Here is a 23,115-nt window from a genome sequence, read left to right as displayed (position 1 = left end):
GGCCGATGACTCTGCGCACGCGTCTGTTCCTGAGCATCTCGGCCCTGATCACCGTGGCGCTGATCGGCCTGCTGCTGGGCCTGATCAGCGTGATGCAGATGAACCGCTCCCAGGAGCGGCTGATCCGCGACAATTTCGCCACCATCGAGCTCAACCAGCAGTTGCGCCAGCACCTGGGCGACCAGTTGGCCAATCTGCTGGGCGAATCCGTGCAGCAGGACACGTTGCAACACTCTCAGGCGAAATTCCGTGAGGTCCTGCAAGAAGGCATCGCCAGTGCCCGAGACCCACAGACCCAGGCCCGTTACGAGCAGATCGGCCAGCAATACGACGCCTTCATGGCCGCCCTCGAACAACCTGGCACCAGCCGCTGGTCGCTACGGGACGACAACGACTTCAGCCAGACCTTCAATACCCTGCGCCACAGCATGCTGGACATGCACCATTGGGCGCTGGAGAACGTCACTGCAGCGGAAGACCGCGACCAAGACCGCGCTTTCATGATCGCCAGCCTGCTGGGGGTGATGGGAGTGGCCGTGCTGCTGATCGGCTTCGCCACCGCCCACGGCATCGCCCGGCGCTTCGGCGGGCCCATCGAGGCCCTGGCCAAGGCCGCCGACCAGATCGGCCAGGGCAACCTGCAAGTGCAACTGCCCCATTCGCCGGTTCGCGAACTAGAAGCCCTGAGCCGGCGCTTCGGCTTCATGGCGGAGTCCCTGCGGGAACTCAAGGCGGTGGACGTGGAGCGCCTGAAAGCCGAGCAGCAGCGCCTGCAGGCGGTGCTCGACAGCATCGACGACGGCCTGCTGATCCTCGACCGCCAGGGCCACGTGGAACACGCAAACCCGGTTGCGCAGCGCCAACTGGACTGGCGCGACGCCCTGCTCGGCCAGTCCCTGGGCATCGCCCTCGACCACCCCGAGTTGGACGCCCTGACCCGCCGGGTGCTGGCCGGAGAGCTCCTCGACGACGCGCCGCCGGACCTGATGATCGACGCCCAGGGCGAGACCCGCCTGCTGAGCTGGCAACTGACCCCGGTGAGCCTGGGGGAAAGCCGGCCCCTGGGGGCGGTGATGGTGCTGCGGGACGTCACCGAGCAGCGCGCCTTCGAGCGGGTGCGCAACGAATTCATGCTGCGGGCTTCCCACGAACTGCGGACCCCCATCACCGGCATGCAGATGGCCTTCGGCCTGCTCCGGGAACGCCTGGACTTCCCTCCGGAGACCCGCGAAGCCGACCTGGTCGGCACCGTGGACACCGAGATGCAGCGCCTCGTAGGGCTGATCACCGATCTGCTGAACTTCTCCCGCTTCCAGAACGGGCTGCAGTCCCTGGAGCGGGCACCCTGCGCCCTGGACGACCTGCTGCAGGCGATTCGCACGCGCTTCGTCGAGCGCGCCGCCCAGCGCGACATCGCCATCGAGATGGACCTGCACCAGCCGCTGCCGCGGGTGAACCTGGACCGGGCGCAGATCGAGCGGGTCTTCGACAACCTGCTGGGCAACGCCCTGCGCCACACCCCCGACGGCGGCACCATCCGCCTGCAGGCGCGCCGCCACGGCGACCGGGTGATCATGAGCGTCGAGGACAACGGCGACGGCATCGCCACCAGCCAGCAGGCGCGCATCTTCGAACCGTTCGTGCAGGTCAGCCAGAAGAAAGGCGGCGCCGGCCTCGGCCTGGCCCTGTGCAAGGAGATCGTGCAGCTCCACGGCGGGCGCATCGGCGTCTATTCGCGGCCCGGCCAGGGCGCCCAGTTCTACCTGGCGCTGCCGCTCTAGGGCCGCGGCGCGTCCCTGGCCGGTGCGTCAGCGGGCGGTGTTCAGCACCAGCAGCAACGCCGCCGTCTGGGCATCCGGCTCGCCGTCGTAGCGGGCCGGGCGGTACTTCATCTGGAACGCCGCCAGCACGTTGCGGGTGGCCTGATCCAGCACCCCGTTCTCCGGCACCGCGTAGCCCTGGCTCGACAGCTGGTGCTGGAACCACAGCACGTTGGGCAGCTGGGCGGCCAGCAGCACCTGCTTGCGCGCCACCTCGCCGGCATTCGGCCAGGGGATCAGGCCGGCCTCGCCCAGGCGCTTCCAGGGGAACAGCGGACCGGGGTCCACCTTGCGCTGGGGCGCGATGTCCATGTGGCCGATGATGCTGCCGGGCCGCAGCCCGTGGCGCTTCATCAGGTCCTTGAGCAAACCGATGAGGGCGTCGATCTGGGCATCGGAGAAGGGGTACCAGACCCGCCCGTCCGGGGTGTCGTCGTAGCCCCGGTTGACCAGTTCGATACCGATGCTGCTGGCGTTCAGCCAGGTGCGGCCCTGCCACTGGCTCTCGCCGGCGTGCCAGGCGCGGCGGTTCTCGTCCACCAGCTGGTAGACCGTGGCGGGGTCTTCGTCGATCAGGTAGTGGGCGCTGACCTCGCCGTGGGTCAGCAGCGCCAGGGAATGCAGGAAGTCGGTGGAGGTGTAGTGCAGCACGATGTACTGCACGCGGCTGTCCTGGTTGGCCGAGACGAAGCGGGTGTCGATCTGCGGTCCGCGGGCGCATCCGGCGAGCAGGACCAGCGTCAGGCTGAGCAGCAAGGTCTTCATGGGGCGATGTGCAGCACGCTTTGCAGGTTGTCCAGCAGCATATCGATACTCAGCATGATCAGCAGCATGCCGGTCAGCCGCTCGATGGCGATCAGCCCGCGGGGGCCGAGGAAGCGCTGCAGGAAGGCCGCCTGCAGCAGGATCAGCGCGGTCCCCGCCCAGGCCAGCAGCACCGCCAGGTAGAGCTCCCAGAGATGCCCCTGATGGGTGTTGCGCAGGGTCATCAGCACCGCCAGGGCCGAGGGCCCGGCCACCGCCGGGGTGGCCAGGGGCACCAGCATCGGCTCGCCGTCGGGCAGGTCCCCCAGCACCCCCTGGGGCGTGGGGAAGATCAGCCGCAGGGCGATGATGAACAGGATGATCCCGCCGGCGATGGCGATGGCTTCCCGGGACAGCCCGAGGGCGCTGAGGATCTTCTCGCCGAAGGTGAGGAACAGCAGCAGCAGGACCAGGGCGAACAGCAGCTCCCGCAGCGCCACCTTCAGGCGCCGCTCCGGAGCGACGCCCTTGAGCGCGGCGAGGAAGATGGCGATGTTGCCGAACGGGTCGGTGACCAGAAAGATCAGCACCGCGATGCCGAGGATGTCCATGGGAACCGCTCCGGAGCGAAAATCCGCCCAGTCTACCGGGCACGGCGGCGAAACGCGCGCCGTATAAATCCTTCGGCAGCCGGCGAACCCCGCGCTATGGTGACTGCCATAAGAAGACCCTGATGCGAGGAAACCGCCATGCGTCGCCTGCTGCTGTGGTTCAAACAGGACCTGCGACTCGACGATCACCCCGCCGTGCGCGCCGCGCTGGAGGCCGACCGGGTGCTCCCGGTGTTCATCCTGGACCCCGCCTGGCTGCAGGTGACCGCCTTCGGCACCCGCGCCCTGGGCGTGCACCGCGCCGGCTTCCTGCTGGAGAGCCTGCAGGCGCTGGACGTGGAGCTGCGCCGGCGCGGCTCCAACCTGCTGGTGCTGCACGGCCAGGCCGAGCGGCTGATTCCCGAACTGGTGGCGCGGCTGGGCCTCACCGGCGTGGTGACCCTAGAAGAGATCGTGCCGGACCAGCGCGAGCGGGTCGCCGCCGTGCAGCGCGCCCTGGGCGGCGTGCCGCTGCAGTGCCTGGACGACAACGGCCTGCTGCGGGCCGAGGAATTGCCCTGGCTGCCGCACCGGGTGCCGGTGGTGTTCAGCCACTTTCGCGCGGCCCTGGAACAGCGGGTGCAGGTGTTCCAGCCGGAGCCGGCTCCGGATCGCCTGCCGGCCCTGCCCGAGGGCAGCGAGGCCTGGCTGCAGCCGCTGCCGGTGCTGGCCCAGTTGGGCCTCGGCGAACCCGTGATGATCCCCAACAGCGGCTTCCCCTTCGCCGGCGGCGAGGCGGCGGCCCAGGCGCGCCTGCGGGACTACCTGTGGCAGGGCCAGGGGGTGCAGGACTACCTGGTGAGTCAGGAACACGTCAGTGCCGAGACCTCCTCCAAGCTTTCCCCATGGCTGGCCCACGGCTGCCTGTCACCGCGGCGGGTCGCGGCGGACCTGCGCCGCTACGAGTCCCAGTACGGCCGCAGCGAGGCCACCCAGGGCTTCTGGAGCGCCCTGCTGTGGCGCGAATTCTTCCGCTGGACGCTGCGCCGCCACGGTAACGCGCTGTTCCAGCCGGCCGGGGTGAAGGCCACCGCGCGGGCGCCGCGTAACCTGGACGAACGCTACGTGCGCTGGTGCCAGGGCCGCACCGGGATGCCCTTGGTGGACGCCTGCATGCGCGAGCTGTCGGCCACCGGCTACCTCACCGCCCGGGCCCGCCAGGTGGCGGCCAGCTACCTGGTGATCGACCTGCAGCAGGACTGGCGGCACGGCGCCGCCTGGTTCGCCGAGCACCTGATCGACCATGAGGAGGCCAGCAACTGGGGCAACTGGGCGTTCCTCGCCGGGGTGGCCGCCGACCCGCGCCGACGCCAGGGCTTCAACGCCCTGCGCCAGGCCCGTCGTTTCGACCCGGACGCCGCCTACGTCAGTCTGTGGCTGCCGGAACTGCGCGCCCTGCCGGCGGCGCTGCGGCACTCGCCGTTCCAGCTCTCGGCCCTGCAGCTGGATGCCATGGGCTACCCCCGGCTGGAACGCATCCCCGAAGCCTGGCAGCCCTACCTCAGCGAAGCGGCCTGAGGCACGCGGCGCCCGGCCATCCGCCGCGAACGCGGGCGGGTGAGGATCAGCCCAGCTCCAGCCGGTCGCGTCCGCCGCGCTTGGCGCGGTAGAGGGCCTGGTCGGCCCGCTCGAACACCGCTTCGGGGGTATCGCCGGGGGCGAAGGCCGACAGCCCGGCGGACAGGGTGATGGTCACCGGCTCGCCCTTGAAGTGGAACGGGCAGGCGGCGATGGCCTGGCGCAGCATTTCCACCATCTGCGCCCCGCCCTCGGACGGCGTGCCGGGGACCAGCAGGACGAACTCCTCGCCGCCGAAACGGGCGATGAAGTCGGTCTTGCGGGTCCGCTTGGCCAGCTCGCCAGCGACGATCTTCAGCACCTTGTCGCCGGCCAGGTGGCCATAGTTGTCGTTGATCCGCTTGAAGTAGTCGATGTCCATCACCACCAGCAGCAGGTCGCCGCCGTAGCGCTGCCAACGCGCGACTTCCAGCTCCAGGCGCTCGCTCCAGGCGGCGCGGTTGGGCAACCCGGTGAGGGGGTCGGAGAGTGCCTTCTGCCGCTGCTCGTCCAGATGCTCGCGGAAATCCTTGGCTTCCTGCTCCATGGTCGTCATGCGTTGGACCATGTCCTGCAGGCGCCCGGTGACTTCCTGCTCGTGCTGGTCGCGCCGGCGCTGGTACTCGTTGACGGTGGTCAGCAGGCCGTCCAGGCGCTGCTCCACGGCACGCTTGAGGATCTCCAGGTCGAGCGCGTCCTGCACGCTGTGCTGCAGGTCGCCCACCTGCTCGCGCAGTTCCACGTCCAGGGCGCGGGCGTTGCGCAGGGAGTCGGCGTAGCCCTCGTGGGCCGCGGAGAGAGTGCCGAGGAACTGCACGAGGCGCTGGTTGAGCTGCTTGAGGTAGCCGGCGAACTCGTCCTGGTCGCTGTCGGTGACCGCCAGCACCAGCACCGCCAGGTCGTCCAGCACCGGCACCAGCTCGTACCAGTTCAGCCCGCCCTGCAGGCGATCGCGCAGGGCGTCACCCTGGGGCTGGTGGCGCGGCGGCAGCTCCAGCTCGTCCAGCAGGTGCAGCAGGCTGTTGGCGACGTGGGGCGCCACAGCGCTGTAGCCCGGCTCCGGCAACGCCGGCAGGGCATAGGCCGGATCGGACTGGCCGGTGAACACCGCGGCGGCCATGGGCAGGCTGTCCAGGGACAGGGGCCGCGCGCCGCGCGCCGCGGCTGCCGCCAGACGTTCCTCCAGCTGCGGTGCGATCAACGGCGGCACCGGTGCGTGCCCTTCCCCCGCCACCGTGAGCGCGGCCAGGGGCGCCTCCGGCACGGCGTCCAGCGCCGCGACCGGCGCCTCGGGGGTATCCGTCCGGGCTGTCTCGGCCGGTGCGGCAGACAGGGTGGCGGCGGGTACAGGCACCGGGGCGGCGATGGGTTCGGAAAGCGGCTCCACGGCACTTGCGGGCGCGACCTGCCCGGGTTCGGCGGACACCGCGGCAGGCGGTGCATCCTCGGGGGCGTCACTGCCGCTGTCGCGGCCGCCGAACAGCCGCTGCAGCAGCCCGGGCCGCTCCGCCTCGCCGCTTTCCAGCACTTCCAGCGCCTTGTGCTGCAGGTCGTTCAACTCGCTCAGCAGCAGCGGCAGCTCGCGGACATGGCCAGCGCGGTCGTCGACGCTCTTGGCGAACTGCTTGAGGGGCTTGCGCACCTCCCGGGGCAGGTCGAGCTTGAGCAATTGGCCGGCCAGGCCGTTCAGGGCGACGACGCTCTGCTCGGCCCGTTGCCGGCGGCGTTCCTCGGAATCCAGCACGGCCTTCTCCAGCCGCGGGATCAGCCCGGACAGGCCGGCGTCCAGCTTGTCGCCGCGGATGATCTCCCGCAGCTCCTGCATGCACTGGTCCACGGCCTTGTCGCTGCCTTCCGCCGCCAGGGAGCTGCGCACCAGGCCACGCTTGAGCAGGTCGAAACGCGACTCCCACCGGCGCTCGAGCTTCTCCTGCTCCTCAAGGCTCGTCAGGTATTTTTCTTTCCAGCGCTGGGCGTCGTCGCTCATGGCGGGGATCCAAAAACGGAAGAACGAGGGAGGGGTGAATCACTCCACCCGGATAGGGAGCTGCCGCCCATTCAGCGCTTCCGGCAGGCGGATGTCCACGGCCACCGGCAGGTGGTCGGAAATCGGCTGGCTCAGCACTTCCACACGCTCCAGGCCGAGGCCGGCACTGAGCAGAATGTGGTCGAGGCAGCGCTTCGGCCGCCAGCTGGGGAAGGTGGCCTCCACCTGGGGCGCCAGCAGGCCGAGGTCCCGCAACGGCGAGTTCTCCAGCAGGTCCACGGCGTGGGTATTCATGTCGCCCATCAGCACCTGGTGGCGGTAGCCGCCGATCAGCTCGCGGATGTAGGCCAACTGGCGGGTGCGCACCTTGGACCCCAGGGCCAGGTGCATCATCACCACCACCAGGGCGTCCTCACCTTCGCCGAAGCGCATGAGGATGGCGCCGCGGCCGGCGGGGCCGGGCAACGGGTGGTCTTCCAGGGCAGCGGGTTGCAGGCGGCTCAGCAGGCCGTTGCTGTGCTGGGCGATGCGGCCCAGGTTGCGGTTGAGCTGTTGGTACCAGTAGGGGAAGTTGCCCAGGCGGGCGAGGTGCTCGACCTGGTTGACGAAGCCGGAGCGCAGGCTGCCGCCGTCCGCTTCCTGCAGGGCCACCAGGTCGAAGTCACCCAGCAGGGCGCCGATGCGCTGCAGGTTCAGCGCACGGCCGGCATGGGGCAGCAGGTGCTGCCAGCCCTTGGTCAGGTAGTGGTGGTAGCGGCCGGTGCTGATCCCGACCTGGATGTTGAAGCTGAGCAGCCGCAGGCGGCCGTCGAGCGGCAGGCCGCTCTGCGCGTCACAGTGGGGGTTGACCTGCGCATCGCGCAGGCCCGCCACCCGTACACTGCCCGCCCGGCGCAGCATGGCGTGCGTCTCAGCGCGCCGCGCGCTCTTTCTCGATCAACTGGTTGGCCACATCCAGCGCGCCTTCCGGGCCACCGGCCGAGCCCAGGTCGAAGCGGTACTTACCGTTCACCACCATCGTGGGCACGCCGGTGATCTGGTAGGCCTTGGCCAGGCTGCGGGCCTTCTCCACCTGACCCTTCACGGCGAAGGACTCGTAGGTCTTGAGGAACGCATCCTTGTCCACGCCCAGGGGCGCGAGGAAATCGGCGATCTGCTCGGGGGTGTTGAGCGGCTGCTTGCGCTCGTGCATGGCGTCGAAGATGGCCTTGTGCACTTTCGACTCGACACGCATCAGGTCGAGGGTGATGTAGGTCTGGCCATGCACGTCCCAGGGGCCGCCGAACATGGCCGGCACGCGGACGAAATGGACGTCGTCGGGGAGTTTCTCGACCCAGGGGTTGAGGGTCGGTTCGAATTCGTAGCAATGGGGGCAGCCGTACCAGAACAGCTCGACCACTTCGATCTTGCCGGGCTGGGCCACCGGCACCGGGTTCTTGAGCTCCACGTACTGCTTGCCGGCCTCGATGGGCTCCGCCTGGGCGGTGGCGCCGAACAGGCTGGCGGTGGCGAGCGCAGCGGCGAAGATCAGGTTACGCATGTTTCACTCCTCGAACGGGAAAAGGGCACCGCGGACGGCGAGGCTTCGACCGGCGCGGGGTGATCGGGTTCCGCTCATTGTAGCGGCCGCGCCAATGAAAAAGGGTGGCCGAAGCCACCCTTTCGTGCAAAGCCGCGCGTCGGCGCGGGCGGGCCTCAGTGCAGGCCCTGGATGTAGCTGGACACTGCTTCGATGTCCTTGTTGCTCAGCTTGGCGGCGATGCTGCGCATGATCATGCTGTCGCCGTCGTTGACGCGGTTGCCTTCGCGGAAGTCGGTCAGTTGCTTGGCCACGTAGGTGGCGTGCTGACCGCTCAGGCGCGGGAAACCAGCCGGGGCGTTGCCCACGCCGCTGGGGGAATGGCAACCGGTGCAGGCGGGCATGCCGTCTTCCAGCTTGCCGCCGCGGAACAGGGCCTCGCCACGCTTCACCAGGTTCGGGTCGGCCGCGCCGATGCCCATGTGCTGGCTGGAGAAGTAGGCGACGATATCGGCCAGGTCCTGGTCGCTGAGGTTGTCCAGCAGGCCGGTCATCTCGAGGACCTTGCGGCCTTCGCCCGGCTTGGCGGTGGGGGCGGTGCCGACCTTGATGTCCTTCAGCTGCTTGAGCAGGTAGCGCTGACCCTGGCCGGCGAGTTTCGGGAAATTGGGGGCCGGGCTGTTGCCGTCGGGACCATGGCAGGCGCCGCAGACGGCCGCCTTGGCTTGACCGGCGGCGGCATCGCCGACGATGGCGCCGTCCGCGGCATTCGCCGAGCCGGCGACGCCCAGACCGGAGACGCCCAGGCTCAACAGCAGACTCACGAGTAGTTTGTTCATCAGCTAATCCAACTACGGCTAAGGGTGAATAGAGTTAGTACCGGGCACCTTATTTCGCCATCCAGCGGATGACTGCTTGGTAGTCCTCGGCCGTGCAATCCGTGCACATTCCACGCGGTGGCATCGCGGCGACGCCGTTGGTCACGCTCAGCACCAGGGTATCGATCCCCTTGTCCATCCGCGCGGCCCAGGCGGCCTGGTCGCCCTTCTTCGGCGCCGTCGGCAGCTGCCCGTCGTGACAGACACCACAGGCCCGCTCGAAGACTGCTTCGGGGTCCTGCGCCGCCTCCACGCCGAACGCCAGCGCCGCGCAACCCGCCGCGAACAGCATTCTTTTCATGATCGACCTTGGCGGGAAAAGCGCGAGCCGCGTCTGTCGCGCAGGCTGCCAGCCGCTCCCGTGTGACACCCGATCCTGAGCATAAAGCGCACACTAAATCTGCGGCATTATATACTGGCGACGCATAAACGGAAACGAAACCGCCCTCTGCGACACCGAGTCGCACCCGTTGGACACCCCTTCATGTCAAGCAAGAATCCGATCCTCGGCCTGTGCCAGCAGGCCCGCTTCCTCATCAGTGCCGCCAAGGTGGACCAGTGCCCGCCGGACGAGGGCCTCGAGGTCGCCTTCGCCGGCCGTTCCAATGCCGGCAAGTCCAGCGCCCTGAACACCCTGACTCACGCCAGCCTGGCGCGCACCTCCAAGACCCCGGGGCGCACCCAGCTGCTGAATTTCTTCGAACTGGACGAGGACCGCCGCCTGGTGGACCTGCCCGGCTACGGCTACGCCAAGGTGCCGATCCCCCTCAAGCAGCACTGGCAGCACCACCTGGAAGCCTACCTGAGCAGCCGCCGCAGCCTGTCGGGGCTGATCCTGCTGATGGACATCCGTCATCCCCTCACCGACTTCGACCGGCTGATGCTGGACTGGTCCAGCAGCAGCGACATGCCGCTGCACATCCTGCTGACCAAGGCCGACAAGCTGGCCTTCGGCGCGGCGAAGAACGCGCTGCTGAAGGTGCGCCGAGACATCCAGACCACCTGGGGCGAGTCCGTCGGCATCCAGCTGTTTTCCGCGCCCAAGCGCCAGGGCATCGAAGAGGCCCACGCCGTACTCGCCGGCTGGCTGGGGCTGCTGGAGGCGGACGAGGAAGAGGACGAGGCCCCTGAGGCCGATCACTGAAGAAATGCCCGCGACTTTTTCGCGGGCAAAAAAAACCCCGAGCTTCGTATGGGGAGGGGGAAGTTCGGGGTTCAAGACTGAACCGCTAGGGCGGGGTTCAGATATCTGCCAACACTAAAACACAGCAAAAGGAGCATCGAAGGGCTTCAAAGCCATTCCCGGGGTCTGACCGGTCACGCTGTGAAAAAGTTCAAACTTTCGATTCGACCGTCCAGCGGAAACCGCTGAGGCGCGTCAGTGCGCCTCATCCCAGTTGTCGCCGATCCCCGCTTCCACCAGCAGCGGCACGTCCAGCTGCGCCGCCTGACTCATGAGCGGCCGCAGCGCCTCGCGCACGGTGTCCGCCTGGTCTTCGCGTACTTCCAGCACCAATTCATCGTGGACCTGCAGGATCACCCGGGCGTCGACACCCGACTGCTGCAGCCAATCGTCCACCGCCACCATGGCGCGCTTCATGATGTCCGCCGCGGTGCCCTGCATGGGCGCGTTGATCGCCGCGCGCTCGGCGGCGCGGCGGATACCCTGGTTCTTCGACTGGATGTCCGGCAGGTACAGGCGGCGGCCGAACAGGGTCTCCACGTAGCCCTGTTCCACCACCTGGGCGCGGGTGCGCTCCATGTAGGCCAGCACGCCCGGGTAGCGCATGAAGTAGCGGTCGATGTAGGCCTGGGCCTCGCCGCGGGCCACGTCGATCTGCTTGGCCAGGCCGAAGGCGCTCATGCCGTAGATCAGCCCGAAGTTGATCGCCTTGGCGCGCCGGCGCTGCTCATGGGACACCTCGTCCAGGCTCACCCCCATCACCTCGGCGGCGGTCGCGCGGTGCACGTCCAGGTCGTTGCGAAACGCGTGCAGCAGGCCTTCGTCCTGGGCCAGGTGGGCCATGATGCGCAGCTCGATCTGGGAATAGTCGGCCGCCAGCAGCTTGTAGCCCTTGGGCGCGACGAACGCTTGGCGGATGCGCCGGCCCTCGGCGGTGCGGATCGGAATGTTCTGCAGGTTCGGGTCGGAGGAGGACAGCCGCCCGGTGGCGGTCACCGCCTGGTGGTAGGACGTGTGGATGCGCCCGGTGCGCGGGTTGATCTGCTGCGGCAGCTTGTCGGTGTAGGTGCTCTTGAGCTTGCTCATGGAGCGGTGCTGCATGATCACCTTGGGCAGCGGGTAGTCCTGGTCGGCCAGCTCCTGGAGCACCGCCTCGGCGGTGGAGGCCTGGCCGGACGCGGTCTTGGCGATCACCGGCAGGCCCAGCTTGATGAACAGGATCTCCCCCAGCTGCTTGGGCGAGCCCAGGTTGAATTCCTGGCCGGCCAGGTCGTAGGCCTCCTTCTCCAGGTCGAGCATCTTCTCGCCCAGCTCGCGGCTCTGCCCCCCCAGCAGGTCCTTGTCCACCAGGGCGCCGTTGCGCTCGATGCGCGCCAGCACCGGCACCAGGGGCATCTCGATGGTGCGGAACACCTCGGCCAGGGCCGGCACGGCCTCCAGCTTCGGCTGCAGGGCCTGGTGCAGGCGCAGGGTGACGTCGGCGTCCTCGGCGGCGTAGGGCCCGGCCTGCTCGATGGCGATCTGGTCGAAGGTCAGTTGCTTGGCGCCCTTGCCGGCGATGTCCTCGAAGCGGATGGTGCTGTGGCCCAGGTACTTCAGGGCCAGGCTGTCCATGTCGTGGCGGGTCGCGGTGGCGTCCAGCACGTAGGATTCCAGCATGGTGTCGAAGGCCACCCCGCGCAGCGCGATGTCGTAGCGCGCCAGGATGTTCATGTCGTACTTGCCGTGCTGCATGATCTTCAGCCGCCGGGGGTCTTCCAGCAGCGGCTTGAGCGCGGCCAGCACCTCGTCCAGGGGCAGCTGTTCCGGAGCGCCCATGTAACTGTGGGCCAGGGGCACGTAGGCGGCGCGGCCCGGCTCGATGGCGAACGACACCCCCACCAACTCCGCCTGCTGGGCGTCCAGGCCGGTGGTCTCGGTGTCGAAGGCGAAGCGCTCGGCATCGCGCAGGCGCGCCAGCCAGGCGTCGAAGTCGGCCCGTTCCAGCAGGGTCTCGTAGTCGGTGTCCACCTGGGTGGCCACCTCGTCCTCGCTCAGCGGCAGCGACGCACCGGCGGTCTTGGCGTCCCGCAGCAGGTCGTCGAGCCAGGACTTGAACTCCAGCTCCCGGTACAGGCTCATCAGCGCCTCGAGGTGGGGCTCGCCCACGGTCAGCTCCTCGAAGGCGATGTCCAGGGCCACGTCCAGCTTGATGGTGGCCAGCTGGTAGGAGAGGTAGGCCTGCTCGCGGTGCTCGGCGAGCTTGGCGGCCAGGGACTTGGCGCCGCGGATCGGCAGGCCGGCCACCTGCTCCAGGTTGGCGTAGATCACGTCGAGGCCGCCGTTCATGCCGGTGAGCAGCGCAGCCGCGGTCTTCTCGCCGATGCCCGGCACGCCGGGAATGTTGTCGATCTTGTCGCCCATCAGGGCCAGAAAGTCGATGATCAGCTCGGGGCCCACGCCGAACTTGGTCTTCACCCCCTCCACGTCCAGCACGCTGCCGCTCATGGTGTTGACCAGGGTGACGTACTCGCAGACCAGCTGCGCCATGTCCTTGTCGCCGGTGGAGATCACCACCGGGCGCTGGGCGGCGGCGCAGCGCCGGGCCAGGGTGCCGATCACGTCGTCGGCCTCCACGCCATCCACGTTCAACAGCGGCAGGCCGAGGGCGCGGATGCAGGCGTGCAGCGGCTCCACCTGGCCGCGCAGGTCGTCGGGCATCGGCGGGCGGTGGGCCTTGTAGTCGGCGAACAGCGCGTCGCGGAAGGTCGGCCCCTTGGCGTCGAAGACCACCGCGAACAAGCTGTCCGGGTACTGCTTGCGCAGGGACAGCAGCATGTTCAGCACGCCCTTCACCGCGCCGGTGGGCTTGCCGGTGGAGGTCATCAGCGGCGGCAGCGCGTGGAAGGCGCGGTACAGGTAGGAAGAACCGTCCACCAGGACGAGAGGGGCGTTGGACATGGGCGGCAGCGACCTTTATCGAGAGAGCGGGCGCGGGGGACCGGCGACTGTGAATGCGACAGCCCCGCGGCGGCGACGGTTCGCACGGCCGGTGCCGACGACGGCAGGGCTTTTTCGCCGGGGCCTCGCTAGAATGGCCGGACCCCCGTCGAGAAAAGGACAAGGTTACCATGGGTACGCTCAATCGCCTGGTGCTCGCCGCCCTGCTGGTCTGCCCGCCCCTGGCCGCGCTGGCCGAGGACGACGCGGTGACGCCCGAACCGGACGTGACCATCCGCCAGGAAGGCGACAAGACCGTTCAGGAATACCGGGTCAACGGCTTCCTCTACGCGATCAAGGTCACCCCGAAGCACGGCAAGCCGTACTTCCTGGTGCGCGCCGACGGCGACAGCAACTTCATCCGTTCGGACAACCCGGACATGCTCATCCCGCAGTGGGAAATCTTCAGCTGGTAAGCGCCCCGCGCCGCGGCGGCCCGATTTAAGGAACCCTATGTCGGTCTTCACCCCCCTCGAACGCGATGTCCTGGCCACCTTCCTCGCCCCCTACGGGCTGGGCCGGTTGAGGGATTTCCAGGGGATTGCCGAGGGCTCGGAGAACAGCAATTTCTTCGTCAGCCTCGAACGCGGCGAGTACGTCCTGACCCTGGTGGAGCGCGGCCCCAGCGCCGACCTGCCGTTCTTCATCGACCTGCTGGACGTGCTCCACGAAGCCGGGCTGCCGGTGCCCTATGCGCTGCGCAGCGCGGACGGCGCGGCCCTGCGGGAACTGGCTGGCAAGCCGGCGCTGCTGCAGCCGCGGCTGGCCGGCCGCCACGTGCGCGAGCCCAACGCGGCCCACTGCGCAGCGGTGGGCGACCTGCTGGCGCGGCTGCACCTGGCGACCCGCGAGCGGATCATCGAGCGCCGCAGCGACCGTGGGCTGGAGTGGATGCTGACCGTGGGCCGCACCCGCTTGCCGCGCCTGGACGCCGACGCGCAGCCGCTGCTGGCCGGCACCCTGGCGGAGATCGAGGCCCAGATCGACCGGGTGCGGGCGCTGCCCCGGGCCAACCTGCACGGCGACCTGTTCCGCGACAACGTGCTGTTCGACGGCACCCATCTGGCCGGGGTGATCGACTTCTACAACGCCTGCTCGGGGCCGATGCTCTACGACGTGGCCATCACCCTCAACGACTGGTGCTCCCACGCCGACGGCAGCCTGCACCCGGAGCATGCCCGGGCCTTCCTCGGCGCCTATGCCGCGCGCCGCCGGTTCGTCGCCGCCGAGGCGGAGCTGTGGCCGACCCTGCTGCGCATCGCCTGCGTGCGTTTCTGGCTGTCGCGGCTGATCGCCGCCGACGCCTTCGCCGGCCAGGACGTGCTGATCCACGACCCCGACGAGTTCCGCCGCCGCCTGACGCACCGCCAGGACGTCGACCTGCCGCTGCCCATCGCCCTCTGACGCTGCCCCGGGCGGAGCGATCCGCCCGGGCTCGCGGTTGGCGCAACGCGCCACGCCACGGGCCTCGAACGCACTCCGCCTCCGCCAAGGGGCCACTCGCCCGGGGCATGCGGCTTTCATCAGCCTCGCCCTTCTTCGCGAAGAGGCGGCCCGAGGCCTTCCCCTTCCGGACTTTTCCTTTTTCCTGGGAAGCGGACCGTCTCCTCATTGGCCATCCTAGGCGTCCCTCCGCGGGAAGGCGGCAGGCCCAGGCAGCACCCGCCCGTGGCTAATTGCCCCGACATCACCTGACAGCGAGCCACGCCACAGGACCTTCCGTTCAGGACCGTCGACACCCTCGCGCCCAGGAGACGCGCGAGCGGTTCCGGCCAGCGCCGTCATGACCCGGCCAAGCCCCCAGCCGACCCCTACGCCGGAAAGCTGGGCAACAGCCCGCCGGGCATGAAAGCGTTGTAGGCGCCGGCGACGATCAGGTCCCGGGCCGCGGCGATGTCCGGGGCGAAGTAGCGGTCCTTGTCGTAGAACGGCACTCGCTCCCGCAGCAGGCCGATGGCGGTCTCCAGGGCCGCCGAGCTGCGCAGCGGGCGGCGGAAGTCCACGCCTTGGGCGGCGGCCAGCAGCTCCACGGCAAGGATGCCCGCGGTGTTCTCGCTCATTTCCAGCAGGCGCCGGCCGGCGAAGGCAGCCATGGACACGTGGTCCTCCTGGTTGGCCGAGGTGGGCAGGCTGTCCACCGAGGCCGGGTGGGCTAGGCTCTTGTTCTCGCTGGCCAGGGCGGCGGCAGTGACCTGGGCGATCATGAAGCCGGAGTTCACCCCGCCGTTGTGCACCAGGAACGGCGGCAGGCCGCTCAGGCTGGAGTCGATCAGCAGGGCCATGCGCCGCTCGGACAGCGCGCCGGTCTCCGCCAGCACCAGGGCCAGGTTGTCGGCGGCGAAGGCCACCGGCTCGGCGTGGAAGTTGCCGCCGGAGAGGATCTCGTTGTCGTCCGGGAACACCAGGGGGTTGTCGGAGACCGCGTTGGCCTCGATCTCCAGCACCCGCGCGGCATGCCGCAGCTGGTCCAGGCAGGCGCCCATGACCTGGGGCTGGCAGCGCAGGGAGTAGGGGTCCTGGACCTTGCTGCAGTCGCTGTGGCTGTGCTCGATCTCGCTGCGGTCAAGCAACTGGCGGTACACCGCCGCCACGTCGATCTGCCCCGGCTGGCCGCGCACCGCGTGGATGCGCGCGTCGAACGGCCGCCGGCTGCCCCTGGCCGCCTCCACCGACAGCGAGCCGGACACCAGCGCCGCGGCGAACAGGTCCTCGGCGGCGAACAGCCCGCGCAGGGCGAAGGCGGCGCTGGCCTGGGTGCCGTTGAGCAGGGCCAGGCCCTCTTTCGGCGCCAGCTCCAGAGGACGCAGCCCGGCCAGGGCCAGGGCCTCGCCGGCGTCCAGGCGGCGCCCGCGGTGCAGTGCCTCGCCCTCACCCAGCAGCAGCGTGCTCATGTGGGCCAGGGGCGCCAGGTCGCCGCTGGCGCCCACCGAGCCCTTGGCCGGCACGCAGGGGTAGACCTCGGCCTCCAGCAGGCGGATCAGGGCATCCAGCACCACCTGGCGGATGCCGGAATAGCCGCGGGCCAGGGAGTTGATCTTGAGCACCATCATCAGCCGCACCGAGGCCTCGTCCATGGGCGCTCCGATGCCGGCGGCGTGGGACAGGACGATGGAGCGTTGCAGGGTCTCCAGGTCGGCGGCGTCGATGCGGGTGTTGGCCAGCAGGCCGAAGCCGGTGTTGATGCCGTAGATGACCCGGCCCTGGCCGAGCAGCTCGGTGACAGTGGCGGCGGAGGCGGCGATCACCCCGTGGGCCTCGGCGTCCAGGCGCAGGCGCACCGGTTCGTGGGCCACCCGGCGCAGGTCGGCGAGGCCGAGGTGGCCGGGACGCAGGTTCAGTTCATACATGTCAGCAATCCTTGGCGAGCATGGGCAGGTCGAGGCCCTGTTCCCGCGCGCAACGGCGCGCGCTGTCGTAGCCGGCGTCGGCGTGGCGCATCACGCCGGTGCCCGGGTCGTTGCGCAGCACCCGGCCCAGGCGACGCGCCGCCGCCTCGCTGCCGTCGGCCACTATGACCACCCCGGCGTGCTGGGAGAAGCCCATGCCCACCCCGCCGCCGTGGTGCAGCGAGACCCAAGTGGCGCCGCCGGCGGTGTTCAGCAGGGCGTTGAGCAGCGGCCAGTCGGAAACCGCGTCGGAGCCGTCGCGCATCGCCTCGGTCTCGCGGTTGGGGCTGGCCACCGAACCGGAGTCCAGGTGGTCGCGGCCGATCACGATGGGCGCCTTCAGCTCGCCGCGGGCGACCATCTCGTTGAACGCCAGGCCCAGGCGCGCGCGGTCCTTCAGGCCGACCCAGCAGATCCGCGCCGGCAGCCCCTGGAAGGCGATGCGCTCGCGGGCCATGTCCAGCCAGGTGTGCAGGTGCGAGTCGTCAGGGATCAGTTCCTTGACCTTGGCGTCGGTGCGGTAGATGTCCTCGGGGTCGCCGGACAGCGCCACCCAGCGGAACGGCCCGATGCCCTCGCAGAACAGCGGGCGGATGTAGGCCGGGACGAAGCCGGGGAAGTCGAAGGCGTTGGCCACGCCCTCTTCCAGGGCCATCTGGCGGATGTTATTGCCGTAGTCCAGCACCGCCGCGCCGCGGGCCTGGAAGGCCAGCATGGCGCGCACCTGCACGGCCATGGAGCGCTTCGCCGCGGCGATCACGTCCTTCGGCTCGCGCAGCCGCGCCTCGCGGCAGCGGCCGAGGGCCCAGCCGGCGGGCAGGTAGCCATTGAGCGGGTCGTGGGCGGAGGTCTGGTCGGTGACGCAGTCGGGGATCACGTTGCGCGCCACCAGCTCCGGGTAGACCTCCGCGGCGTTGCCCAGCAGCCCCACGGAGATCGCCCGGCCCTCGGCCCGGGCGGCCTCGATCAGCGCCAGGGCCTCGTCCAGGTCGGCGGCCTTGTGGTCCAGGTAGCGGGTGCGCAGGCGGAAGTCGATGCGGGTTTCGTCGCACTCCACCGCCAGCATGCAGAAGCCGGCCATGGTCGCCGCCAGGGGTTGCGCGCCGCCCATGCCGCCTAGGCCGGCGGTGAGGATCCAGCGGCCCTTCGGGTCGCCGCCGAAGTGCTGGTCGGCGACCGCGAAGAAAGTCTCGTAGGTGCCTTGGACGATGCCCTGGCTGCCGATGTAGATCCAGCTGCCGGCGGTCATCTGGCCGTACATCATCAGGCCCTTGCGATCCAGCTCGTGGAAGTGTTCCCAGGTGGCCCAGTGGGGCACCAGGTTGGAGTTGGCCAGCAGCACCCGCGGGGCGTCGGCATGGGTCTGGAACACCCCGACCGGCTTGCCCGACTGGATCAGCAGGGTCTGGTCGTCCTCCAGCCGGGTCAGGGTCTCGAGGATGGCGTCCAGGCAGTCCCAGTCGCGGGCGGCGCGGCCGATGCCGCCGTACACCACCAGCTCCTGCGGATGCTCGGCCACCGCCGGGTCGAGGTTGTTCTGCAGCATGCGGTAGGCGGCCTCGGTCAGCCAGCTCTTGCAGTGCAGGGTGCTGCCGTGGGGCGCGCGCAGGGGACGGGCGGCGGGGTGGTGGGCGTGGCTCATGGGGGTCTCCGTCAGCGCGCGAGGCGCCACAGCAGTCGGGCGGCGCAACGCGCGCCGTGGTTGTCGATGTCGTAGCGGGGGTTGAATTCCACCAGCTCGGCCAGGGCCAGGCGGCCGCTGGCGCGGACCCGCTCGAGGATCGCCTCGATGTGGGCCAGGGCCACGCCGCGGGCCGCCGGCGCGCTGACCGCCGGCATGATCGCGGCGGGCAGCACGTCCAGGTCGATGGACAGTTGCACCGCGTCGACCCGGGCGCAGAACGCCTCGACCCGCGCCAGCAGCGCCGGCAGGCGGGCGTCGTCGATGGCCTCGTCGAGGGTCCAGTCCACCCCCAGGGCCGCGGCGGTGTCGAACAGCGCCGCGCTGTTGGCCGGCTCGGCGATGCCCAGGCAGAGGTAGTCGAAGGCGTGCCCCCGGGCCTGCTGCCAGTCGGCCATCTGGGCGAACGGCGTGCCGGAACTGGCCCGGGCGGCGCGGCGCAGGTCGAAGTGGGCGTCCAGGTTGAGGATGCCGATGCGTGCGCTTGGCCGCGCCGCCACCAGGCCCTGGAAGCTGCCCCAGGCGGTCTCGTGGCCCCCGCCCAGCAGCAGCGGCAGCTGGCTGGCGCCCATCAGGCTTGCAACCCGCTGCGCCAGCGCCGCCTGGGCGCCTTCCAGGTCATCGCCCGGGCAGGCCACGTCGCCGGCGTCGTACACCGGCCGCGTACCGTGCCAGGCCAGGTTCGCCAGGGCCTGGCGCAGTACCCGCGGGCCGGCAGCAGCGCCGATGCGGCCCTGGTTGCGCCGCACCCCCTCGTCGCAGGCGAAGCCCAGCAACGCCACGCCGGGCTCGACGCCGGCGGCGAACGGCTGCACGCACTGGTGCCAGCGGCGGGCCCGGGGGCCCTCGTCGGCGTCGACGCGGCCCTGCCAGAGGCTCATGTCCACGGTCATGGCTGCACCGCCCCGCCCAACACCCGTCGCCACAGGCGCGGGGTCAGCGGCTCGTAGACCAGCTGGGCCGGGTGCTCCACGTCCCACAGGGCGAGGTCGGCGCGCAGGCCGGGGCGGATCGTCCCGCAGTCGTCCAGACCCAGGGCCCGGGCGGCCTCCCGGGTGACGCCGGCCAGGGCTTCCTCGGGGGTCAGGCCGAACTGGGTGCAGGCCAGGTTGGCCATCAGCCGCAGGGAGGCGAAGGGCGAGGTGCCGGGGTTGAGGTCGCTGGCCACCGCCAGCGGCACGCCGGCCTGGCGCAGGGCGGCCACCGGCGGCTTGCGGGTCTCGTTGAGGAACAGGAACGCCCCGGGCAGCAGCACCGCCACGGTGCCGGCGGCGGCCAGGGCGGCGATATCGGCGTCCTCCAGGTACTCCACGTGGTCGGCGGACAGCGCGCCGAACTCGGCGGCCAGCCGCGCCCCGCCCATGGCGGACAGCTGCTCGACGTGGGCCTTGCACGGCAGGCCCAGCTCCCGGGCGCGCTGGAATACCCGGCGCGACTGCGCCAGGTCGAAGCCGACGCTCTCGCAGAACAAGTCCACCGCATCGGCCAGGCCGGCGGCCGCGGCGCTCGGGAGGATCTCCGTGCAGACTCGTTCGATGTAGCCGTCGGCGTCCCCGACGAATTCCGGCGGTACTGCGTGGGCCGCCAGCAGCGTGGTGCGCACCCGCACGCCGAACCGCTCGCCCAGGGCCTTGGCGACCCGCAGCTGCTTGAGTTCGTGCGCGGTGGCCAGGCCGTAGCCGGACTTGATCTCGACGCAGGTGACGCCCTCGGCCAGCAGCGCCCGCAGGCGCGGCGCGGCGGCGTCCAGCAGGGCCTGCTCGTCGGCGGCACGGGTGGCCGCCACGGTGGCGCGGATGCCGCCGCCGGCCGCGGCGATCTCCGCATAGCTGGCGCCGCGCAGGCGCCGCTCGAACTCGCCGGCGCGGTCGCCGCCCCAGACCAGGTGGGTGTGGCAGTCGATCAGCCCGGGGGTCAGGCAGCGGCCCTCGGCGTCGATCACCTCGGCACCCGGCGGAGCGCGCCAGTCGCCCATGGGCAGCAGCCGGTGGATGCGGCCGTCGACCACGTCCAGGGCCATGGCGTCCCGCAGGCCGTAGGGCTGCGGCAGGGCCGGGTCGAAGGTGGCGATGCGCAGGTTGATCCAGCTCGTGGCGGACGGCATGGACGATCCCTCGTTGTTATTTGTACATACCAATAGAGGCAAACAACCGGACCGGTCAACCCTGATGCCGCATATTGACTATACAAATGTCGCGCCCGCGACCAAGCGCCACCCACCCTGCCGTCGGTGCCATCTGGTTTGCCCGCGTGCGCAGCGGCCCCTAGAATGCCGCGATGCTCACAGACGACCTCTCCCCCCTGCTGAATTCCCTCAACGATGCCCAGCGCCAGGCGGTGACCGCCCCCCTGGGCCGTCAGTTGGTCCTGGCCGGCGCCGGCTCCGGCAAGACCCGCGTGCTGGTGCACCGCATCGCCTGGCTGATGCAGGTGGAGCGCGCGTCGCTGCACTCGGTGCTCTCGGTGACCTTCACCAACAAGGCCGCCGCCGAGATGCGCCACCGCATCGAGCACCTGATGGGCATCAGCCCCCAGGGCATGTGGGTCGGCACCTTCCACGGCCTGGCGCACCGGCTGCTGCGCGCCCACTGGCAGGAAGCGGGGCTGAGCCAGAACTTCCAGATCCTCGACAGCGACGACCAGCAGCGCCTGGTCAAGCGGGTGATCCGCGAGCTGGGCCTGGACGAGCAGCGCTGGCCGGCGCGGCAGGCCCAGTGGTTCATCAACGGGCAGAAGGACGAGGGCCTGCGGCCCCAGCACATCCAGCCCGGCGGCGACCTGTTCCTGGCCACCATGCTGAAGATCTACCAGGCCTACGAAGAGGCCTGCGCCCGCGCCGGGGTGATCGACTTCTCCGAGTTGCTGCTGCGCGCCCTGGACCTGTGGCGCAACCACGACGGCCTGCTGGCCCACTACCAGCGGCGCTTCCGCCACATCCTGGTGGACGAGTTCCAGGACACCAACGCCGTGCAGTACGCCTGGCTGCGGCTGCTGGCCAAGGGCGGCGACAGCCTGATGGTGGTGGGCGACGACGACCAGTCCATCTACGGCTGGCGCGGCGCGAAGATCGAGAACATCCACCAGTACTCCGCCGATTTCCCCGACACCCAGCTGATCCGCCTGGAGCAGAACTACCGCTCCACCGGCGGCATCCTCAAGGCCGCCAACGCCCTGATCGCCAACAACCAGGGACGCCTGGGCAAGGAACTCTGGACCGAGGGCGAGGACGGCGAGCCCATCGGCCTGTACGCCGCCTTCAACGAGCACGACGAAGCCCGCTACGTGGTGGAGAACATCGAGCGCGCCCTGAAGGACGGCCTGTCCCGCAGCGAGATCGCCATTCTCTACCGCTCCAACGCCCAGTCCCGGGTGCTGGAGGAGGCGCTGCTGCGGGAGCGCATCCCCTACCGCATCTACGGCGGCCAGCGCTTCTTCGAGCGCGCCGAGATCAAGAACGCCATGGCCTACCTGCGCCTGCTGGACGGCCGCGACAACGACGCCGCCCTGGAACGGGTGATCAACGTGCCGGCCCGGGGCATCGGCGAGAAGACCGTGGAGACCCTGCGCGACCTGGCCCGCCAGCGGCAGATCTCCCTGTGGGCGGCGCTGCACGAGGCGGTGGGCGCCAAGCACGTCTCCGGGCGCGCCGCCGGCGCCCTGAACGGCTTCGTCGAGCTGATCGACACCCTGGCCCTGAAGGTGGAGGACATGCCCCTGCATACGATGACCCAGACGGTCATCGAGCAGTCCGGGCTGATCACCTACCACAAGGAGGAAAAGGGCGAGAAGGGCCAGGCCCGGGTGGAGAACCTGGAGGAACTGGTCAGCGCCGCCCGCGCCTTCGAGCACGGCGAGGAGGACGAAGGCCTCACGCCGCTGCAGGCGTTCCTCTCCCACGCCTCCCTGGAGGCCGGCGACACCCAGGCCGAGGCCCACGAGGACAGCGTGCAGCTGATGACCCTGCACAGCGCCAAGGGCCTGGAATTCCCCCTGGTGTTCCTGGTGGGGATGGAGGAAGGCCTGTTCCCCCACAAGATGAGCCTGGAGGAGCCGGGCCGCCTGGAAGAGGAGCGGCGCCTGGCCTACGTCGGCATCACCCGGGCCATGCAGCGCCTGGTGGTGACCTATGCCGAGACCCGCCGGCTGTACGGCAGCGAAACCTACAACAAGGTGTCGCGCTTCATCCGCGAGATCCCGCCGGGGCTGATGCAGGAAGTGCGGCTGTCCAACAGCGTCAGCCGGCCCCTGGGCGGGGTGACCCGCGGCGGCGGCTCGATGTTCGCCGGCGCCGAGGTACCGGACACCGGCTTCTCCCTCGGCCAGCGGGTGCAGCACGCGCTGTTCGGCGAGGGGGTGATCCTCAACTTCGAAGGCGCCGGCGCCCAGGCCCGGGTGCAGGTGAAGTTCGAGAGCGAAGGCAGCAAGTGGCTGATGCTGGCCTACGCCAAGCTGCAGGCGCTGTAGCGCCGTCCCGGACACCGCCGCCGGTCGGCGTGGCCCGGGGCAAAAAATCCCGAAACATTCTATGGCTGGCCAAGGCGCGCCCGAATCGGCAGCATGGCGCGCGTACCCTTTTCACACGAGATGCCGAACATGCAGCGTGTCCTCAGTATCGCCCTGGCCTTCTGCGTCGCCCTGACGCTGAGCCTCGACGCCAATGCCAAACGCATGGGCGGCGGCAAATCCTTCGGCTCCGCGCCGACCCACCAGACCCGCCAGGCCCAGCCGACC

Annotated in this window: 18 protein-coding genes and 1 pseudogene; 7 read left to right on the top strand and 12 right to left on the bottom strand. The window is 69.9% G+C overall.

Annotated elements, in window-relative coordinates; all coding sequences use genetic code 11:
* The first annotated feature begins 5 nt into the window (after positions 1–5).
* Positions 6–1,781, top strand: a complete 1,776-nt coding sequence (locus FM069_RS10975; protein ID WP_407681579.1) for a KinB sensor domain-containing domain — start codon at positions 6–8, stop codon at positions 1,779–1,781.
* A gap of 27 nt (positions 1,782–1,808) precedes the next feature.
* Here FM069_RS10975 and FM069_RS10970 read toward each other — a convergent pair whose 3' ends face one another.
* Together FM069_RS10970 and FM069_RS10965 are read right to left on the bottom strand one after the other, a co-directional pair.
* Entirely contained in the window at positions 1,809–2,585 is a 777-nt protein-coding gene (locus FM069_RS10970) for an N-acetylmuramoyl-L-alanine amidase (RefSeq protein ID WP_143488351.1), read from the bottom strand.
* Positions 2,582–3,175: a MarC family protein gene (locus FM069_RS10965; protein ID WP_143488350.1), complete on the bottom strand. Its 594-nt coding sequence runs from the start codon at positions 3,173–3,175 to the stop codon at positions 2,582–2,584. Before FM069_RS10965 ends, FM069_RS10970 begins: the two co-directional genes overlap by 4 nt.
* Before the next feature lie 138 nt (positions 3,176–3,313).
* On the opposite strand from FM069_RS10965, the gene FM069_RS10960 reads away from it, so the two are divergent.
* Positions 3,314–4,732, top strand: coding sequence for a DASH family cryptochrome (locus FM069_RS10960; RefSeq protein ID WP_143488349.1), 1,419 nt, complete (start codon positions 3,314–3,316; stop codon positions 4,730–4,732).
* Positions 4,733–4,778: 46 nt separating this feature from the next.
* Here FM069_RS10960 and FM069_RS10955 read toward each other — a convergent pair whose 3' ends face one another.
* From FM069_RS10955 to FM069_RS10935, 5 genes are all read right to left on the bottom strand, one after another.
* Complete coding sequence (locus FM069_RS10955) at positions 4,779–6,758, bottom strand: GGDEF domain-containing protein (protein ID WP_143488348.1); 1,980 nt, start codon at positions 6,756–6,758, stop codon at positions 4,779–4,781.
* Between the two features lie 39 nt (positions 6,759–6,797).
* Positions 6,798–7,658, bottom strand: a complete 861-nt coding sequence (locus FM069_RS10950) for an endonuclease/exonuclease/phosphatase family protein (RefSeq protein WP_178106718.1) — start codon at positions 7,656–7,658, stop codon at positions 6,798–6,800.
* A gap of 10 nt (positions 7,659–7,668) precedes the next feature.
* Positions 7,669–8,298 carry a thiol:disulfide interchange protein DsbA/DsbL gene (locus FM069_RS10945; protein WP_143488347.1) on the bottom strand — a complete coding sequence of 210 codons (630 nt, stop codon included), beginning with the start codon at positions 8,296–8,298 and terminating at the stop codon, positions 7,669–7,671.
* 155 nt (positions 8,299–8,453) lie between these two features.
* The gene (locus FM069_RS10940) at positions 8,454–9,116 is read right to left on the bottom strand and encodes a c-type cytochrome (protein ID WP_143488346.1); all 663 of its coding nucleotides are present in this window, start codon (positions 9,114–9,116) and stop codon (positions 8,454–8,456) included.
* A gap of 49 nt (positions 9,117–9,165) precedes the next feature.
* Complete coding sequence (locus tag FM069_RS10935; protein WP_143488345.1) at positions 9,166–9,456, bottom strand: c-type cytochrome; 291 nt, start codon at positions 9,454–9,456, stop codon at positions 9,166–9,168.
* A 183-nt stretch (positions 9,457–9,639) separates the two neighbouring features.
* On the opposite strand from FM069_RS10935, the gene yihA reads away from it, so the two are divergent.
* Positions 9,640–10,299: a ribosome biogenesis GTP-binding protein YihA/YsxC gene (gene yihA, locus FM069_RS10930; RefSeq protein ID WP_143488344.1), complete on the top strand. Its 660-nt coding sequence runs from the start codon at positions 9,640–9,642 to the stop codon at positions 10,297–10,299.
* Positions 10,300–10,533: 234 nt separating this feature from the next.
* Here yihA and polA read toward each other — a convergent pair whose 3' ends face one another.
* Entirely contained in the window at positions 10,534–13,278 is a 2,745-nt protein-coding gene (gene polA, locus FM069_RS10925; RefSeq protein WP_143488343.1) for a DNA polymerase I, read from the bottom strand.
* Positions 13,279–13,448: 170 nt separating this feature from the next.
* On the opposite strand from polA, the gene FM069_RS10920 reads away from it, so the two are divergent.
* Together FM069_RS10920 and FM069_RS10915 are read left to right on the top strand one after the other, a co-directional pair.
* On the top strand, positions 13,449–13,733 hold the full coding sequence (locus FM069_RS10920) for a DUF2782 domain-containing protein (RefSeq protein WP_143488342.1): 285 nt from the start codon (positions 13,449–13,451) through the stop codon (positions 13,731–13,733).
* Between the two features lie 37 nt (positions 13,734–13,770).
* Positions 13,771–14,721, top strand: a complete 951-nt coding sequence (locus FM069_RS10915; protein ID WP_143488341.1) for a homoserine kinase — start codon at positions 13,771–13,773, stop codon at positions 14,719–14,721.
* 407 nt (positions 14,722–15,128) lie between these two features.
* Here the strand turns inward: FM069_RS10915 and hutH are convergent, their stop codons facing one another.
* Genes hutH through hutI form a run of 4 tightly spaced genes read right to left on the bottom strand, consistent with a single transcriptional unit; the run spans position 15,129 to position 20,488 of the window.
* Positions 15,129–16,664 (bottom strand): histidine ammonia-lyase, encoded by a 1,536-nt coding sequence (hutH, locus tag FM069_RS10910; protein WP_143488340.1) that lies wholly within the window; start codon positions 16,662–16,664, stop codon positions 15,129–15,131.
* 1 nt (position 16,665) lies between these two features.
* The gene (gene hutU / locus FM069_RS10905; RefSeq protein WP_143488339.1) at positions 16,666–18,345 is read right to left on the bottom strand and encodes a urocanate hydratase; all 1,680 of its coding nucleotides are present in this window, start codon (positions 18,343–18,345) and stop codon (positions 16,666–16,668) included.
* 11 nt (positions 18,346–18,356) lie between these two features.
* Positions 18,357–19,277, bottom strand: coding sequence for a formimidoylglutamase (gene hutG / locus FM069_RS10900; RefSeq protein ID WP_218570294.1), 921 nt, complete (start codon positions 19,275–19,277; stop codon positions 18,357–18,359).
* Positions 19,274–20,488 (bottom strand): imidazolonepropionase, encoded by a 1,215-nt coding sequence (gene hutI / locus FM069_RS10895; RefSeq protein WP_143488338.1) that lies wholly within the window; start codon positions 20,486–20,488, stop codon positions 19,274–19,276. The genes hutG and hutI overlap by 4 nt, the downstream gene beginning before the upstream one ends.
* A 173-nt stretch (positions 20,489–20,661) precedes the next feature.
* On the opposite strand from hutI, the gene uvrD reads away from it, so the two are divergent.
* Positions 20,662–22,848 carry a DNA helicase II gene (gene uvrD / locus FM069_RS10890; protein ID WP_143488337.1) on the top strand — a complete coding sequence of 729 codons (2,187 nt, stop codon included), beginning with the start codon at positions 20,662–20,664 and terminating at the stop codon, positions 22,846–22,848.
* Positions 22,849–22,977: 129 nt separating this feature from the next.
* Positions 22,978–23,115: pseudogene (locus FM069_RS21860) on the top strand (hypothetical protein); the annotation flags it as partial.

This window comes from Pseudomonas mangiferae (genome assembly GCF_007109405.1).
Lineage (GTDB): Bacteria > Pseudomonadota > Gammaproteobacteria > Pseudomonadales > Pseudomonadaceae > Pseudomonas_T > Pseudomonas_T mangiferae.
The sequence above is the reverse complement of the archived record's forward strand: the minus strand, read 5'-3'. Positions and strand labels throughout refer to the sequence as shown.

Coding starts and splice junctions, on each gene's coding strand:
- FM069_RS10975 (WP_407681579.1), top strand. CDS start 6: ATGACTCTGCGCACGCGTCTGTTCCTGAGCATCTCGGCCCTGATCACC.
- FM069_RS10970 (WP_143488351.1), bottom strand. CDS start 2,585: ATGAAGACCTTGCTGCTCAGCCTGACGCTGGTCCTGCTCGCCGGATGC.
- FM069_RS10965 (WP_143488350.1), bottom strand. CDS start 3,175: ATGGACATCCTCGGCATCGCGGTGCTGATCTTTCTGGTCACCGACCCG.
- FM069_RS10960 (WP_143488349.1), top strand. CDS start 3,314: ATGCGTCGCCTGCTGCTGTGGTTCAAACAGGACCTGCGACTCGACGAT.
- FM069_RS10955 (WP_143488348.1), bottom strand. CDS start 6,758: ATGAGCGACGACGCCCAGCGCTGGAAAGAAAAATACCTGACGAGCCTT.
- FM069_RS10950 (WP_178106718.1), bottom strand. CDS start 7,658: ATGCTGCGCCGGGCGGGCAGTGTACGGGTGGCGGGCCTGCGCGATGCG.
- FM069_RS10945 (WP_143488347.1), bottom strand. CDS start 8,298: ATGCGTAACCTGATCTTCGCCGCTGCGCTCGCCACCGCCAGCCTGTTC.
- FM069_RS10940 (WP_143488346.1), bottom strand. CDS start 9,116: ATGAACAAACTACTCGTGAGTCTGCTGTTGAGCCTGGGCGTCTCCGGT.
- FM069_RS10935 (WP_143488345.1), bottom strand. CDS start 9,456: ATGAAAAGAATGCTGTTCGCGGCGGGTTGCGCGGCGCTGGCGTTCGGC.
- yihA (WP_143488344.1), top strand. CDS start 9,640: ATGTCAAGCAAGAATCCGATCCTCGGCCTGTGCCAGCAGGCCCGCTTC.
- polA (WP_143488343.1), bottom strand. CDS start 13,278: ATGTCCAACGCCCCTCTCGTCCTGGTGGACGGTTCTTCCTACCTGTAC.
- FM069_RS10920 (WP_143488342.1), top strand. CDS start 13,449: ATGGGTACGCTCAATCGCCTGGTGCTCGCCGCCCTGCTGGTCTGCCCG.
- FM069_RS10915 (WP_143488341.1), top strand. CDS start 13,771: ATGTCGGTCTTCACCCCCCTCGAACGCGATGTCCTGGCCACCTTCCTC.
- hutH (WP_143488340.1), bottom strand. CDS start 16,664: ATGTATGAACTGAACCTGCGTCCCGGCCACCTCGGCCTCGCCGACCTG.
- hutU (WP_143488339.1), bottom strand. CDS start 18,345: ATGAGCCACGCCCACCACCCCGCCGCCCGTCCCCTGCGCGCGCCCCAC.
- hutG (WP_218570294.1), bottom strand. CDS start 19,277: ATGACCGTGGACATGAGCCTCTGGCAGGGCCGCGTCGACGCCGACGAG.
- hutI (WP_143488338.1), bottom strand. CDS start 20,488: ATGCCGTCCGCCACGAGCTGGATCAACCTGCGCATCGCCACCTTCGAC.
- uvrD (WP_143488337.1), top strand. CDS start 20,662: ATGCTCACAGACGACCTCTCCCCCCTGCTGAATTCCCTCAACGATGCC.